The following is a 14,212-nucleotide window of genomic DNA, read 5'->3' as shown; positions in this document are numbered from 1 at the left end:
CCGTTTTCTCACACTAGCGCGTTGCGTTTTGCCATCTCGATAAGTTCTACCAAGGTTCTGGTTTTCAGTTTTTGCATAAGCCGCGTTTTGTAAGTACTGACGGTTTTGTTACTGAGAAACATGCCCTTGGCTATTTCCTTGTTGGAACGGCCCTGGGCAAATAACTGCAATACCATCAGTTCACGGTCATTGACCAACTTGAACAGCTCCAGCTCGTCGGTCTGGCCATCTTCACGAACTGCGCACGTCAACGCCTGACTGGGAAAGTAATTGTAGCCGGATAATACCGCTTTCACCGAACTGAGCAGTTCACTGAGGTCTTCCTGTTTGCACACATAACCCGAGGCGCCCGATTGCATGCAGCGAATGGCAAACAGGTTGGGGGTCTGCGACGTCAGCACCAGAATCTTGGAGGGCAGCCCCATCGTATTGAAGCGGGCCAGCACCTCGAGGCCGTCGAGCTTGGGAATGCTGATGTCGAGGATGATCAGGTCGGGCATGCACTCACGCACCATTTGCATGGCGTCGACACCGTTATCGGTCTCGCCGACCACCTCATAATTTTCGTTCTCCAGAAGCATTCTTACCGCCATCCGGATGACCGGATGGTCGTCGATGATAAAAACTGAGTTCATATTCCATTCCATAACAAGCAGTGAAGAAAGCGCGCACCTTAGCTCAGATGTTCGGGCAGGCACATAAAGAGACTTGCTCGGCAGGCATATATAGGAAAAGTCCTACAAAAATTAGCGTATCGGAGTACGTAAAAGCCTACGTAGAACATAAGTGTGTTTAAACGTTAACGCTTATTTCAATGTGTGTTTGGCGAGTGCTGCCCCGAATGTTTATTACTTTCTGGAATCATCATTCATGTTGACTGATGATTTCCTACGGGTCTGAACGTCGAATTAATCAATCCTGTTTGCCGGCGTCTGGCATGTACCTGTTTTTGCCCGGCATATTTGAAGCCGAATAAAGCCGGCTGGCCGACGTCAGTCAACGAGGTTCCCCAGCAGGCGGCTGAGGTCGGGCCCGTGCAGGGGTTTGCTCAGGCAACCGAGCAGGGGGAGATCGCGCTGCAGGGCGAGTTGCTGCAGGTTTTCAAGCTGTGTATCAGGCAAGCCGCTGAGCAGAATGGCCTGGCGCAGCCAGCCGTGTCGGGCGGCCTCGTCGATCAGGTCGAGGCCTGACATGTCCGGCAGGCACTGATCGCACAGCACAAGCCCGTAGGGTTCCGCGCTGCGTTGCATGGCGGCCATGGCCTCGGCCGCCGTCAGCACGGGAGTCAGCAGGAAGTAGCCATGGTTGTTGAGCAGCACCTGAGTGGCGATCAGTTGAAACGGGTGATCTTCCACCAGAAGGATGCGCAGGCTATGTGTGGACATGAGCGTTCCGGAAAGGCCCTGGCGAAGCGTTCAGGCATCGGCAGGCGGCGTGCGGACCCGTGAGTATCGCAGGCGGATGGATGATGTGCCGGATGGCAGTTGAAGTGGCTGGAATTATTGAGGGATGCAAGAAAAGCTGCGATAGGACCCGTCTGACATGCATGTAGGGCCTGTCTGAGTTTTGCGAGGCAATCAGTCTGACCAGCCTTTTGCCTGTATCCATTCAGGCAGCGGGCTGGTCGATGGAAGCTATATCTGTCCGGAGCGGCCGGTCATTTCCCGGGCCATTTCGCTGGCGTAGCTGTCGGTCATCCCGGCGATGAAATCGATCATGCGCAGGAACGAGGTATGCAGCGGTGCCTTGGGATCGGGCGCGCTGTTACCCAGCAAATCGAGGATGCGTCGATGCTTGAACGAGGGTGTCCTGCCGCCAAACTGTTCGACGGCCGCGCCGCAGAACGCGTTGAGGAGGATTTCCAGCGTGGTGTAGGCACCGATTTCATGCAGTGTCTTGCGCTTGTCCTGAAAGATTTTCTTGCGCGCCATGTCCTTGGCGTTGAGCACACAGCGTTTGGCCGGACCGTGCATGTGCTCGACCAGGTCGCCAGGCAGGGTGCCGGCCAGCAAGGCGTCCTGCTGCTCGACGAAGGCTCTGGCGGCCGCGTTGGTCAAGTGCTCGATAGCCTTGCCACGCAGAATTGCCAGTTTGCGCCGTCGTGAGTCGCCCGGGCCCAACTGTCGGTAGGTTTCCGGCAGATCATCGCCGACCAGCCCGAGCAAAAGCGATTCCACTTCCGCGTAATTGAGCAGGTCCATCTCCAGACCGTCTTCCAGATCGATCAGGGCGTAACAGATGTCGTCGGCGGCTTCCATCAGATAAACCAGCGGATGACGCGCCCAGCGCTGATCTTCGAGCTGCGGCAAACCCAGCTTGCCGGCGATCTGCTCAAGGATCGGCAGTTCGCTCTGATAGCAGCCGAACTTGTGCTTCTTGTAGCCCAGCGAGTCCGCGTGGCGGGCGGTCCACGGGTATTTGAGGTAAGTACCCAGCGTCGCGTAGGTCAGGCGGGTGCCGCCGTCGAACTGGTGGTATTCCAGCTGCGTCAGCACCCGGAACCCTTGGGCATTGCCTTCGAAATTGAGGAAGTCATTGCGCTCGGTCTCGCTCATCGCGTCGAGCCAGCCACGCCCGGCCGCCTGATTGAACCAGTTGCGAATCGCATCTTCGCCCGAGTGACCGAACGGCGGATTGCCGATGTCGTGCGCCAGACAGGCCGACTGCACGACCATGCCCAGGTCGCTCGGATCGCACCAGTCGGGCAGGGCAGAGCGCAGCGTTTCGCCGACGCGCATCCCCAGCGAGCGGCCGACACAACTGACTTCCAGCGAATGGGTCAGGCGCGTATGGATATGATCGTTGCTGGACACCGGATGCACCTGGGTCTTGCGTCCCAGGCGGCGGAAGGCCCCGGAAAAGATGATCCGGTCATGGTCCTTGTGAAACGGACTGCGCCCCAGTTCCTCGGGGCTGTGCAGGGTCTTGCCCAGTCGTTCGCGGTTAAGCAGTGTTTGCCAATCCAATGCGTTCACTCCGTCAATAATAGGGGCGTAGCTTCCCGGTTCGACACGCCTGCCGCAAGGGCCGCATTGATGAAATCAGGCCCCGTAGAAAAACAAATGCCTGCTCCGGAATACCGGAGCAGGCATTTACATTCAGGCCGGGAGATTCGAGCCTGGGTCACGCGAGACGCAGGGTGCAATCAGACTTTGCGATTGCGATTCTGCAGGGTGCGTGCTTGCATGGCGACCTTGACCAGGGGCGTCAAGGTGATGCCCAGCTTCAACAGGCGTCCCAGCAGGCTGGTACGTCCGGTTTTGGCACGTTTACCGCTCAGGAAGCCCAGCAGGGCCACCGAGCCCACGCCCCAGAGCGGCGCGTGGCGAAAGCCCAGCGCGCTTTTCCAGTCATGGCGGATGCCGCGAAAGCGTTGCAACGGCTGCATCAGTTGCGTCGATTCGTGGCGAATTTCCTGGCGGTGCATTTCCATGCGCAAGCGAATCAATGCCTTGCGCAGTTCTCGACGGGTATTGCTCTGGTGCGACTTGGGTTCACTCATGGCATCAATCGCTCACGGTCATTGGCCAGTTCTTCGAGGGTCGCATGGAAAGGCGAGGACTCGTCGAAGATCGCTGCCTTGAGGCGCAATCCACAGAAGATCGCGGCCAGCAGGTAAAACGTACACAGGCCGACGATGCCCGCCAGACGATAGCTGTCCCACAGAACGATCAGCAGCAAGGCCGAGAGCCCGGTGAGCAGCAGCAGGCCGAAAACCAGGGCCAGACCGGCGAACAGCAGCAGGCTGACGGTTCGCGCTTTCTGTTCCTGCAGTTCGATGCCGAACAGCTCGACGTGAGTGTGCAACAGGCCAAGGAATGCAGCGCCCAGGCGCCGCGGTGAAGAGCCCGGAGTTCCCTCGGGCGGTGCTGATTCCGTTCCCAGAGTCATGATGTTAGCGCCTTGTAGCCAGCAGACCGATCAGAAAGCCGACACCTGCGGCGATACCGACGGACTGCCAGGGGTTGTTCTGAACGTAATCTTCGGTGGCGACCACTGCGGCTTCGCCGCGCTCGCGCAGCGAGTCTTCGGTGGTCTTCAGGGTTTCCTTGGCACGCAGCAGACTTTCACGGATCTGGGCGCGCAGTTCATCGGCCTGATCACCCGCCAGAGAGGCGGTATGCGCCAGCAATTTCTCAGTGTCGGCAACCAGTACCTGGAAGTCGGCTCTCAGGATTTCCTGAGCATTCTGTGCAGTTTCGCGGGCCATGATGTTCTCCGTTTGGTGGGCGTATGAATGTTTCGAGTACAGGTGATTCCTGAAGGTTCACTTCGATTGCCGTATCGTGTTCGATCAGGCTTTACGCTGCCGCTGCACCTTACTCCAAAACTATCTGCCAGGAAAAACCGCAAGCACTGGAAGATTGGGGTTCCGTATTTCTGGCCATTGGCTATGCTCCACACGCGTGACCACGGGATGGCCTGGCGCGCGCGACATCCGTTGAATGGAGAGAGGCATGGAGCGGCTGTATTCCCTGCAGGGGCTCAGGGGCGTAGCGGTCCTTGGCGTTGTGTTGTTTCACATGATGTCGGTAGAGAGCAAGTTTTCCGGTGGCGATATCCTTCTGCCGCCCTGGCTCGATTTTTTTCAGCTGGGCGTCGATCTGTTTTTCGTCATCAGCGGATTCGTCATGGTGATTGTCAGCCGTGGACGTTTTCAGAGCGCAATCGAAGCCCAGCGCTTTCTGTTCAATCGGGTATCGCGGATCTATCCCACCTACTGGTTGTACTTTTTCATCACCCTGGCGGTTTATCTGGTACAGCCGGGCATGGTCAACAGCGGGCATGGCTCGTCCAACCTGATCATGTCGTTTCTGCTGTTGCCCAACGACAAGGTGCTGCTGGTGATGGTCGCCTGGTCGCTGCTGTTCGAACTGTGGTTCTACGTGGTGTTCTCCGGCTTCCTGCTGTTTCGCGAGCGCAGTCTGCCGTTTCTGCTCGGCGGCTGGTGTCTGATCATCGTGGTGTTCAATACGCTGGCAGACTGGCAGGACTATTCCTCGGCAGTGAAGATCATCCTGCATCCCTATGCCCTCGAGTTCATGCTGGGCGCCGCGCTGGCCCTGTTCTTTTACGGTCGCCACAGTGCCCGGGTACCGACGGCTGCGGTCTGGTTACTGCTCGGTGTCGCGCTGTTGGCGGCGGTGCCCCTGATCGGCTATTACCGGTTGTATGAAAGTCAGGGCCTGCTGCGCATGCTCATGGTCGGGGGCTCGTTCGGCGTGCTGGTCCTGACGCTGGCCTTGCTCGAACGACGCCGACACCTGCTGGTGCCCGGGTTTCTGGTTGCCGTGGGCGATATGTCCTACACGATCTATCTGTCTCATCTGCTGGTGCTGGGGGTGATCGGCAGGGTCTGGAGCCTGGTGGGGGCCTGGCCCGAAAGCTATCTGGACAACCTGTTTTTCGCGCTGCTGATGCTGGCTGCGGCGGTGTGCTATGGCTGGGTAGGTTATCGTTACTTCGAGAAACCGGTACTGGACCGCGCCAACGCATTCAGCAAGGCGCATTTCCGGGTGTCGACGTGATCCCGGTGCGCGCCTAGAATAATTTCCGCTCACCGAGGATTCGCCGAGGATTGACTCATGCCCCCCGAATGCCAGCTGTTCAGCACCCTGGGATGTCCGCTGTGCGAGGTTGCCGAAGCGGTTTTACTGCCGTTTGCCATTGAGCACGGCCTGCTGGTTGAGCTGGTCGACATCTGCGAGGATGAGCAACTGCTTGAACGCTACGAGTTGCGCGTTCCTGTGTTGCGTCGAGTCGACACCGGTGACGAGCTGGACTGGCCATTTGACGCGCCTCAAGTGGCGTCGTTTCTGAGTCGCTGAGCTGTCTTGTCGTTGAGTTGCATTCCCTTTCATTTACCGGACACGACGCGCAGTGAATATCGATACACGCATCAAATTTCGTCATCTGGTCTGCTTTCTCGAAGTGGCCCGGCAGGGCAGCCTGGCGCGTGCCTCCGACGTTCTGGCGATCAGTCAGCCTGCGTTGTCGAAAAGTCTCAAAGAGCTGGAAACCCTGCTCGACACCACGTTGTTCGTGCGCAGCAAGAGCGGTGCGGCACTTACCGAAGCGGGTGTGGCGTTCATGCGCTTTGCCGGGCCGAGCGTTCAGGCCCTGCGCGAGGGTGTCAGCAGCCTGAGATCCGGTGAACATGACACCGTTACTGCACGGCTGGGCGTACTGTCGACGGCCGAAAGCCTGCTGGTGCCTGAGGTCGTTCATCGCCTGCACCAGCGGCACCCGGCGCTGATCGTCAGCGTGATGACCGGGCCCAGTGCCTATCTGCTGTCGCAATTGAGGGTAGGGGAGCTGGATCTGGTGGTCGGGCGCATGACTGACAGCCCGCAGATTCAGGGCCTGACGTTCGAGCACCTGTACAACGAGTCGATGACACTGGTGGTGCGCAGCGATCACCCGCTGCTGGCTGCGCCGCTCAAGCCCGAAAGCCTGGAGCAATTCCCGCTGGTGTTGCCGCTGGCAGGCACGACCATCCGCAAGTTTGCCGACAGCCTGTTCGTACAGTGCGGCATCCGCATGCCGCGGCAACGCCTGGAAACCCTCTCGCTTACCCTCAGTCGGCGCTATGTGCAATGCAGCGATGCGGTGTGGATCGCGCCACTGGATGCCGTGTCGCTGGAGTTGAAAGGTGGCACGCTGGTTGAACTGGACATGGGTATTCGTGAGCCGGGCGGCTCGGTCGGTTTGTGCAGCAACCCGGCCTTGCCACTCACACGCGCAGCACAGTGGTGCGTGGACGAGCTGCGCAGTCTTGGAGAGGCCTGTCGCAACGGCTAGCATCCATAACCAAATGGTTATGGATCATGGGGTTTATTTCAGTTCTCCATAAGCATGGATCGCGCGACACTTCGCCGCAGCCTGTAGCGCATGTGATCGACGCCTGCGCGCCCCATAAAAAAGAAAAAGAGGAGAACGCCATGTCTGCCGCGGACAACAGCCGCTTCGTCATTCGTGACCGAAACTGGCATCCAAAAGCGCTCACACCTGATTACAAGACCTCGATCCTGCGCTCGCCGCGCCAGGCGCTGGTCAGTATCCCGCAGTCCATTTCCGAAACCACCGGCCCGGATTTCTCGCATTTGAAATTCGGCCAGCACGATAACGACCTGCTGCTCAATTTCAACAACGGTGGGCTGCCCATCGGCGAGCGTATTCTGCTGGCCGGGCGGGTCTGCGATCAGTATGGAAAGCCGATCCCGCATACCCTGGTGGAGATCTGGCAGGCCAACGCCGGCGGGCGTTATCGCCACAAGCGCGATGCCTATCTGGCGCCCATCGATCCCAATTTCGGCGGCGTCGGACGTGCGTTGACCGACAGCGAAGGCAATTACAGCTTCCGTACCGTCAAGCCAGGGCCTTACCCATGGCGCAACGGTCCCAACGACTGGCGCCCGGCACACATTCATGTGTCGATCAGCGGGCCGTCGATTGCCACACGGCTGATCACCCAGTTGTATTTCGAAGGCGATCCGCTGATTCCGATCTGCCCGATCGTCAAGGCCATCGCCAACCCGGACGCCGTGCAGAGCCTGATTGCCAGGCTCGACCTGGGCATGGGCAATCCAATGGATTGCCTGGCGTATCGCTTTGATATCGTGTTGCGCGGCCAGCGCAAGACTCACTTCGAAAACTGCTGAGGAGGCCCGACATGCCCGTTCAATTGCTGCAGGAAACCCCTTCGCAAACCGCTGGCCCCTACGTCCACATCGGTCTTGCACCGCAGGTGGCCGGCAACCCGACCCGCGAGCTGGAAATCTGGAACGAGATGGCCAGGCCCGAGGCGCCCGGCGAGCACATCGTGTTGCTGGGCAACGTCTTCGACGGCAACGGCCATCTGATCCGCGATGCCTACCTGGAATTCTGGCAGGCGGATCATCAGGGCGCGTATCACAGCGAATTCCACCCGGACAGACCGTTCAACGGCTTTGGTCGCACGGCAACCGCGGACGATGGCCAGTGGATCCTGAAGACCATCAAGCCAGGCTCTGCGCGCAATGCGGCGGGTGTGCCGATGGCGGCGCACATCAATGTTTCGCTGTTTGCGCGTGGCATCAATATTCATCTGCAGACGCGGTTGTATTTCGACGACGAAGCCCAGGCGAATGCGCAGGACCCGGTGCTCAATCTGATCGAGCAGCCCCCGCGTCGCGAAACCCTGGTGGCGCGCCGCTGCACGTACGAGGGGCAGACGGCCTATCGTTTTGATATCCGTGTGCAGGGTGAAGGCGAGACAGTGTTTTTCGATTTCTGAATCGCTTGTCGATTTTGAAATCAATGTGCGTGCGATTCAAGGCGCCTGCATCGGCAGGCGACCCTATAAAAATAAAAGGACACCTCCATGACGCTTTCCGCCGGCAGCCCCGCGCCGAGTACGCTCGACGTTCAGGCCTTCATCAATGCGCAACCGCTATCCGGGTACCAGTGGCGAGTGGTTGCGCTGTGTTTTCTGATCGTGTTTCTCGACGGCCTCGATACTGCTGCAATGGGCTTCATTGCCCCCGCGCTCAGCCAGGATTGGGGGATTGATCGGGCCAGTCTGGGGCCGGTGATGAGCGCTGCGCTGATCGGCATGGTGTTCGGCGCGCTGGGTTCCGGCCCGCTGGCGGACCGCTTCGGACGCAAGGTGGTGCTGGTGGTCGCGGTGCTGCTGTTCGGTCTATTCAGCCTGGCATCAGCCTATAGCAGCAACATCGATCAATTGCTGGTCCTGCGCCTGTTGACCGGGCTCGGGCTTGGCGCAGCGATGCCCAACGCCACCACGTTGCTGTCGGAATACACCCCCGAACGGCTCAAGTCGTTGCTGGTGACGAGCATGTTCTGCGGTTTCAATCTGGGCATGGCCTGCGGCGGTTTTGTGTCGGCCAAGCTGATCCCCAGCATGGGCTGGCACAGCCTGCTGATGCTGGGCGGTATCCTGCCCCTCCTGCTGGGGTTGGTGCTGATGGTCTGGCTGCCGGAGTCGGCGCGGTTCCTGGTGGTACGCAATCGCGGTGCGGAGCGGATCCGCAAGGTACTGGCACCGATCGCGCCGAAGGCACTGGCCGGCATCACTGACTTCAGCGTTCCCGAACAGAAAACGGTCAGCAGCCGCAACGTGCTGAAAGTGATTTTTTCCGGCACCTACAGCGCCGGCACGCTGTTGCTGTGGCTGACGTATTTCATGGGCCTGGTCATCGTCTACCTGCTGACCAGCTGGCTGCCGACGCTGATGCGCGACAGCGGCGCGAGCATGGAACAGTCGGCTTTCATCGGCGCGCTGTTTCAGTTCGGCGGCGTGTTGAGCGCTGTGGGCGTGGGCTGGGCGATGGATCGTTACAACCCGCACAAGGTCATTGGTTGTGCCTATGCGCTGGCGGGTGTGTTCGCCTGGCTGGTCGGGCAGAGTCTGGGTAACGTCGCGCTGTTGGCGACACTGGTGCTGCTGGCCGGTATGTGCATCAACGGCGCGCAGTCGGCGATGCCGTCACTGGCAGCGCGTTTTTACCCCACCCAGGGGCGTGCCACGGGGGTGTCGTGGATGCTCGGGATCGGCCGTTTCGGCGCCATTCTCGGCGCCTGGGCCGGTGCCACGCTGCTGGGCCTGGGCTGGACGTTCGAGCAGGTGCTGACCGCGCTGGTGATTCCGGCGGCGCTGGCCGCGATTGCGGTGCTGATCAAGGGCTGGGTCAGTCATTCGGACGCTACCTGAAACCTTTCAATCTGGAGTGGTGATGTGAACAGAGCGAGCAATCAACTTTTCGATGCCTACTTCATGCAACCCGAAATGCGCGAGATTTTTTCCGACGAAGGTCGGGTGCAGGGCATGCTCGATTTCGAGGCTGCGCTGGCTCGGGCGCAGGCACGGGTCGGCCTGATCCCGCCTGAAGTGGTCGCCGACATCGAGCTGAGCTGCGACGCACGGCTGTTCGATTTCGACGCGCTGGCAATCGCCATCGGCAGTGCCGGCAATTCGGCGATTCCGCTGGTCAAGGCGCTGGGCAAACAGATTGCCGCACGCAGTGCTGAAGCCGAGCGCTACGTGCACATGGGCGCGACCAGTCAGGATGTGATGGACAGCGGGCTGATCCTGCAACTGCGTCGAGCCATCGTGCTGCTTGAGCATGACCTTACCCGACTGGCCGATGCGATGGCTGAGCAGGCGCAGCATCATGCTGGCACGCCGCTGGCCGGACGCACCTGGCTGCAGCAGGCCACGCCGGTCACCCTGGGGATGAAAATCGCCGGCTGGCTGGGCGCGGTCACTCGCCATCGACAGCGTTTGAACGAGATCAAACCGCGCCTGCTGTGCCTGCAGTTCGGCGGCGCTTCCGGCAGCCTCGCGGCGCTGGGCGATCAGGCCTTTTCGGTGGCCGAAGCGCTGGCCGGTGAACTGCAGCTGGAGTTGCCCGAGCAGCCCTGGCACACCCAGCGCGACCGACTGGTGGAGTTTGCCAGCCTGCTGGGCCTGATCGCCGGCAGTCTCGGCAAACTCGGGCGCGACGTGAGCCTGCTGATGCAGACCGAAGTGGGCGAGGTCTTCGAGCCTTCGGCACCGGGCAAGGGCGGGTCTTCGACCATGCCGCACAAACGCAACCCGGTCGGCGCTGCGGTCATGATCAGCACCGCCACCCGCGCACCGGGGCTGGTGGCCACGATGCTGGCGGCCATGCCGCAGGAACATGAACGCAGTCTGGGCCTGTGGCATGCCGAGTGGGAGACCTTGCCGGAGCTGTGCTGTCTGGTCTCCGGTTCGCTGCAGCAGGCATTGCAGGTGATACCCGGTCTGCAGGTCGATGCCGAGCGCATGGCGGTCAATCTGCAATCCACCAAAGGCCTGGTTCTTGCCGAGGCAGTGAGCATTGCGCTGGCTCAGCGCATCGGGCGCGATGCAGCCCACCATCTGGTTGAACAGTGCTGCCGGCGTGCGGTGGAGCAGGGCGCGCATTTACGTCAGGTGCTCGGCGAAACCCCGCAGGTCAGCGAGCAGTTTTCTTCTGACGAGCTGGATCGTCTGCTCGATCCGGCCCATTACCTTGGCCAGGCTCGCCATTGGGTCGAGCGCGCCGTGGCCGAACACACAAGGATTTCCCGATGACCGAAGACGAACGTTACGAAGCCGGCATGCAAGTGCGCCGCGCGGTGCTGGGCGAAGCGCATGTCGATAACAGCCTGAGCAAACTGACGCCGTTCAATGAAGAGTTCCAGGAGATGATCACCCGTCACGCCTGGGGTGATATCTGGACGCGTCCGGGATTGCCGCGCCATACGCGCAGCCTGATCACCATCGCGATGCTGATCGGCATGAATCGCGAAGGCGAGTTGCGCCTGCACCTCAAGGCCGCGAAAAACAACGGCGTGACCCGTGAGGAAATCAAGGAAGTGCTGATGCAGAGCGCGATCTACTGCGGCATTCCGGCGGCCAATGCGACGTTCCACCTGGCGGAAGCAGTGTGGGATGAAATGGGCGTGGAGTCATTGCAGGACAATTGAGCGCTTTGATCGAGAACGCCGCCGCAGCGCCCTCGGCCACGGCGGCGTCCTGTCTGGGTCAGAGCAGCGACAACGGGTAGCTGACGATCAGGCGGTTTTCGTCGAACTGGTTGGTGCTGTAGTCGCGACGCATGGTGGAGTTGCGCCATTTGACCGACAGGCTTTTGAACGCGCCGTTCTGGAACACATAAGCCAGCTCGGTTTCCCGTGCCCACTCTTCGCCGTCGGTGATGGCCCCGGTATGCACGTTGTCGCCGCTGATGTAGCGGTTCATCAGGGTCAGGCCGGGAACGCCCAGGGCTGCGAAGTCATAGTCGTGGCGCAGTTGCCAGGATTTTTCCCTGGCGTTGTCGAAGCTGGAGTTGTAACTGTCGTTGGCCAGGGTTCCGCCGCTGGTGCCGTTGACGTGCATCCAGGCGCTGTCGCCGCTGACTTTCTGCAGGCCCAGGTAAAAGGTGTTGCCACCGTGCCGTGCCGAAAGCAGCGCTGACCAGGTCTTGTTGTCCAGATCGCCGGCCAGCGACTGACCGTCGTCCTTGCCCTGGAAGTAGCCAAGGTTGGCCCCCAGCGTCCAGCTGCCCAGCGGCTGGCTGTGCAGCAGGTTGAAATATTGCTGGTGGTAGATGTCTTCAAGCTCGGCGTACCACACGCCGACCTGGGTGCGATTTTGGTTGAACACGTATTCGCCGCCGCCAAAGTTGAAGCGGTCGGAAGTGAACGCGGTGCGGCCATTCAGGGACATGTCTTCCATGCTGGCGTCGTTGCGCGGGCTGTTGCCACGGAACTGGCCACCGTAGAGGGTCAGGCCGTCGATCTCCTTGGAGGTGATCTGCCCGCCCTGAAAGGTTTGCGGCAGCGAGCGGCCGTCATCCGAGCGCAGGATCGGCAGCACTGGCATCCACTCGCCGACCTTCAATTCGGTCTTCGAGAAGCGCGCCTTGCCGGCCACCGCCAGACGGCCGAAGTCGTCGGCGGGGCGTCCATCGCCATGGATGGGCAGCAATTGCGTACCGCCGGTACCCTTGCCGCCGTCGAGCTTGAGCGAGTAGAGGCCAAGCGCGTCGACACCGAAGCCGACGGTGCCTTGGGTGAAGCCGGAGCGGGCGTCGAGAATGAAGTTTTGTGTCCACTCCTCGGCGTAGTTCTGCGCGTTGGCCGGGTCGACGAAGTTGCGGTTGATGTAGAAGTTGCGTAGGTTCAGATTGACCTTGGCGTCTTCGACAAATCCGGCGCTGTGGCCGCTGATGGGCGCCAGACTTGCAGCGACGGCCGCCGACAGACCGCAAAGGAGTTTGCAGGGAGAATTCACGCGCATGGAACAGACCTTTTTTGTAGTTATTGAGTCGTTTAGCTGGCTGCGATAGTGAAATGCCGGAACGCGGCGTGCAATTGTGAAACAGTTGTTTTGGGCGATTATCGAACGTTAATGAACCGGTTCGAACATTTTCTGCGAGAAGCCGCAAACGTGTGTGCGATGCTCACGGGTAACTATGGGTAGAGAGCGTGTTCGGCCACGGTGTCGGGCTGCTGAAACTTGAACAAGGAAGCGTAATGAGCACTGCCAGCACGCCGTCGTCCGGCGTCAATCAACCTCTCAAAGGTATAGGCTTCATTCTTCTGGCGACCTTCCTGTTTGCCAGTCACGACACCCTGTCCAAGTACCTGTCCGGCTTCTATCCGATCATTCTGGTGGTTTGGGCGCGCTATCTGGTGCACACGCTGTTGATGGCCTGCATTTTCATGCCTTCAGCGGGGTTGCGAGTGTTGCGCACCAAAAGGCCCGGCCTGCAGGTCTTGCGCGCACTGGCGCTGCTGGGCACCAGTCTGCTGTTTACCAGCAGCCTGATGTTCATCCCGCAGGCAGAGGCGACCGCGGTCAACTTTCTTGCGCCGTTGCTGGTCACCGCGTTATCGGTGCCGCTGCTGCACGAGCGTGTAACGCGCGGCCAGTGGATTGCGGTGGTGGTAGGGTTTGTCGGGGTGATGATCATCATTCATCCGGGCGGCGAGCTGTTTACCCCGGCAATTCTGCTGCCGCTGTCGTCAGCCTTGTGTTTTGCGCTGTATCAACTCCTGACGCGGCTGGTCAGCCCGTTCGACAGCCCGACCACCAGCAACTTTTTCGCCGGGCTGTTCAATACCCTGTTGATGAGTGCGCTGGTGCCGTTCTTCTGGGAAGTGCCAGCGCTCAAGCACCTGCCGTTTCTGCTGGCGCTCGGCGCGTGTGGCATGTCGGCGCATTTGCTGCTGACCCAGGCCTTCCGCTTCGCCGCCCCGGCCATGCTTGCGCCGTTCAGTTATTGCCAGATCGTGTTTGCCGGACTGCTGGGCTACCTGGTCTTCGACCACACCCCGTCCCCGACCGCGCAGGCTGGCATCGCCATCATCTGCCTCAGCGGTCTGGCAGCAGCGTGGCAACAGCGACGTAAGGGTGGGTAACTACCGGGGCTGAAGATCCGATTGACGCCTATGCCGATGTTCAGTTGGCATGTTTTTCCTGACGCCCTGCGTCGCAGCAGAATGTCATGCTGTGTCTGCAGGAGGCCGCCATACGTGCTTTTCGATCACGGTGGCACTGACGACGCAGAGTGCGACGTTAGTGACGGCTGAGTACTGGCGCTGATCCGGGGGTAGCCTGGCAGGACGCCAGGCTAGCCGTACCGGGCCATGGATGGCGCGTTGCGGCGACCCCCGGATCAGTGACAGGGCGAAGGAACCC

General features: G+C 60.3%; 16 protein-coding genes. 9 read left to right on the top strand and 7 right to left on the bottom strand.

Going from position 1 to position 14,212, the window contains the following annotated elements; translation table 11 throughout:
* Positions 1 to 8: 8 nt before the first annotated feature.
* The 6 genes from QRN50_RS04405 to QRN50_RS04380 all read right to left on the bottom strand — a co-directional run bounded on the left by QRN50_RS04405 (position 9) and on the right by QRN50_RS04380 (position 4,210).
* Entirely contained in the window at positions 9 to 635 is a 627-nt protein-coding gene (locus tag QRN50_RS04405; RefSeq protein ID WP_004408514.1) for a response regulator transcription factor, read from the bottom strand.
* Positions 636 to 992: 357 nt separating this feature from the next.
* A complete protein-coding gene (locus QRN50_RS04400; protein ID WP_004408512.1) occupies positions 993 to 1,385 on the bottom strand; it encodes a response regulator in 393 nt (130 codons plus the stop codon).
* Positions 1,386 to 1,634: 249 nt separating this feature from the next.
* Complete coding sequence (locus tag QRN50_RS04395; protein ID WP_004408510.1) at positions 1,635 to 2,966, bottom strand: deoxyguanosinetriphosphate triphosphohydrolase; 1,332 nt, start codon at positions 2,964 to 2,966, stop codon at positions 1,635 to 1,637.
* Between the two features lie 179 nt (positions 2,967 to 3,145).
* On the bottom strand, positions 3,146 to 3,502 hold the full coding sequence (locus tag QRN50_RS04390; protein WP_004408508.1) for a hypothetical protein: 357 nt from the start codon (positions 3,500 to 3,502) through the stop codon (positions 3,146 to 3,148).
* Positions 3,499 to 3,891 (bottom strand): phage holin family protein, encoded by a 393-nt coding sequence (locus QRN50_RS04385; RefSeq protein ID WP_002553117.1) that lies wholly within the window; start codon positions 3,889 to 3,891, stop codon positions 3,499 to 3,501. The genes QRN50_RS04390 and QRN50_RS04385 overlap by 4 nt, the downstream gene beginning before the upstream one ends.
* Before the next feature lie 4 nt (positions 3,892 to 3,895).
* On the bottom strand, positions 3,896 to 4,210 hold the full coding sequence (locus QRN50_RS04380) for an ElaB/YgaM/YqjD family protein (RefSeq protein ID WP_003315618.1): 315 nt from the start codon (positions 4,208 to 4,210) through the stop codon (positions 3,896 to 3,898).
* A gap of 247 nt (positions 4,211 to 4,457) precedes the next feature.
* Here QRN50_RS04380 and QRN50_RS04375 point away from each other — a divergent pair, with 247 nt between their 5' ends.
* From QRN50_RS04375 to pcaC, 8 genes are all read left to right on the top strand, one after another.
* Positions 4,458 to 5,528 (top strand): acyltransferase family protein, encoded by a 1,071-nt coding sequence (locus QRN50_RS04375; protein ID WP_096126585.1) that lies wholly within the window; start codon positions 4,458 to 4,460, stop codon positions 5,526 to 5,528.
* Positions 5,529 to 5,585: 57 nt separating this feature from the next.
* The gene (locus QRN50_RS04370) at positions 5,586 to 5,828 is read left to right on the top strand and encodes a glutaredoxin family protein (RefSeq protein WP_003315616.1); all 243 of its coding nucleotides are present in this window, start codon (positions 5,586 to 5,588) and stop codon (positions 5,826 to 5,828) included.
* A gap of 52 nt (positions 5,829 to 5,880) precedes the next feature.
* Positions 5,881 to 6,801: a pca operon transcription factor PcaQ gene (gene pcaQ, locus QRN50_RS04365; protein WP_032653928.1), complete on the top strand. Its 921-nt coding sequence runs from the start codon at positions 5,881 to 5,883 to the stop codon at positions 6,799 to 6,801.
* A gap of 140 nt (positions 6,802 to 6,941) precedes the next feature.
* Positions 6,942 to 7,661 carry a protocatechuate 3,4-dioxygenase subunit beta gene (gene pcaH / locus QRN50_RS04360; protein ID WP_003366939.1) on the top strand — a complete coding sequence of 240 codons (720 nt, stop codon included), beginning with the start codon at positions 6,942 to 6,944 and terminating at the stop codon, positions 7,659 to 7,661.
* 11 nt (positions 7,662 to 7,672) lie between these two features.
* Complete coding sequence (pcaG, locus tag QRN50_RS04355) at positions 7,673 to 8,275, top strand: protocatechuate 3,4-dioxygenase subunit alpha (RefSeq protein WP_011267445.1); 603 nt, start codon at positions 7,673 to 7,675, stop codon at positions 8,273 to 8,275.
* Between the two features lie 87 nt (positions 8,276 to 8,362).
* Positions 8,363 to 9,712 (top strand): 4-hydroxybenzoate transporter PcaK, encoded by a 1,350-nt coding sequence (gene pcaK / locus QRN50_RS04350; protein ID WP_011267446.1) that lies wholly within the window; start codon positions 8,363 to 8,365, stop codon positions 9,710 to 9,712.
* A gap of 24 nt (positions 9,713 to 9,736) precedes the next feature.
* A complete protein-coding gene (locus QRN50_RS04345) occupies positions 9,737 to 11,098 on the top strand; it encodes a 3-carboxy-cis,cis-muconate cycloisomerase (protein WP_024642884.1) in 1,362 nt (453 codons plus the stop codon).
* Entirely contained in the window at positions 11,095 to 11,493 is a 399-nt protein-coding gene (gene pcaC / locus QRN50_RS04340; protein WP_096126586.1) for a 4-carboxymuconolactone decarboxylase, read from the top strand. Before QRN50_RS04345 ends, pcaC begins: the two co-directional genes overlap by 4 nt.
* Positions 11,494 to 11,551: 58 nt before the next feature.
* On the opposite strand, the gene QRN50_RS04335 is transcribed toward pcaC, so the two are convergent.
* Entirely contained in the window at positions 11,552 to 12,808 is a 1,257-nt protein-coding gene (locus tag QRN50_RS04335) for an OprD family porin (RefSeq protein WP_096126587.1), read from the bottom strand.
* A gap of 236 nt (positions 12,809 to 13,044) precedes the next feature.
* On the opposite strand from QRN50_RS04335, the gene QRN50_RS04330 reads away from it, so the two are divergent.
* Complete coding sequence (locus QRN50_RS04330; protein WP_011267449.1) at positions 13,045 to 13,932, top strand: DMT family transporter; 888 nt, start codon at positions 13,045 to 13,047, stop codon at positions 13,930 to 13,932.
* Positions 13,933 to 14,212: the final 280 nt, after the last annotated feature.

Source organism: Pseudomonas sp. MEJ108 (assembly GCF_030208985.1).
In the GTDB taxonomy this organism is placed as follows: Bacteria; Pseudomonadota; Gammaproteobacteria; order Pseudomonadales; family Pseudomonadaceae; genus Aquipseudomonas; species Aquipseudomonas fragariae.
Note: the sequence above shows the minus strand (reverse complement) of the source record. Positions and strands in the feature narration are given on the sequence as shown.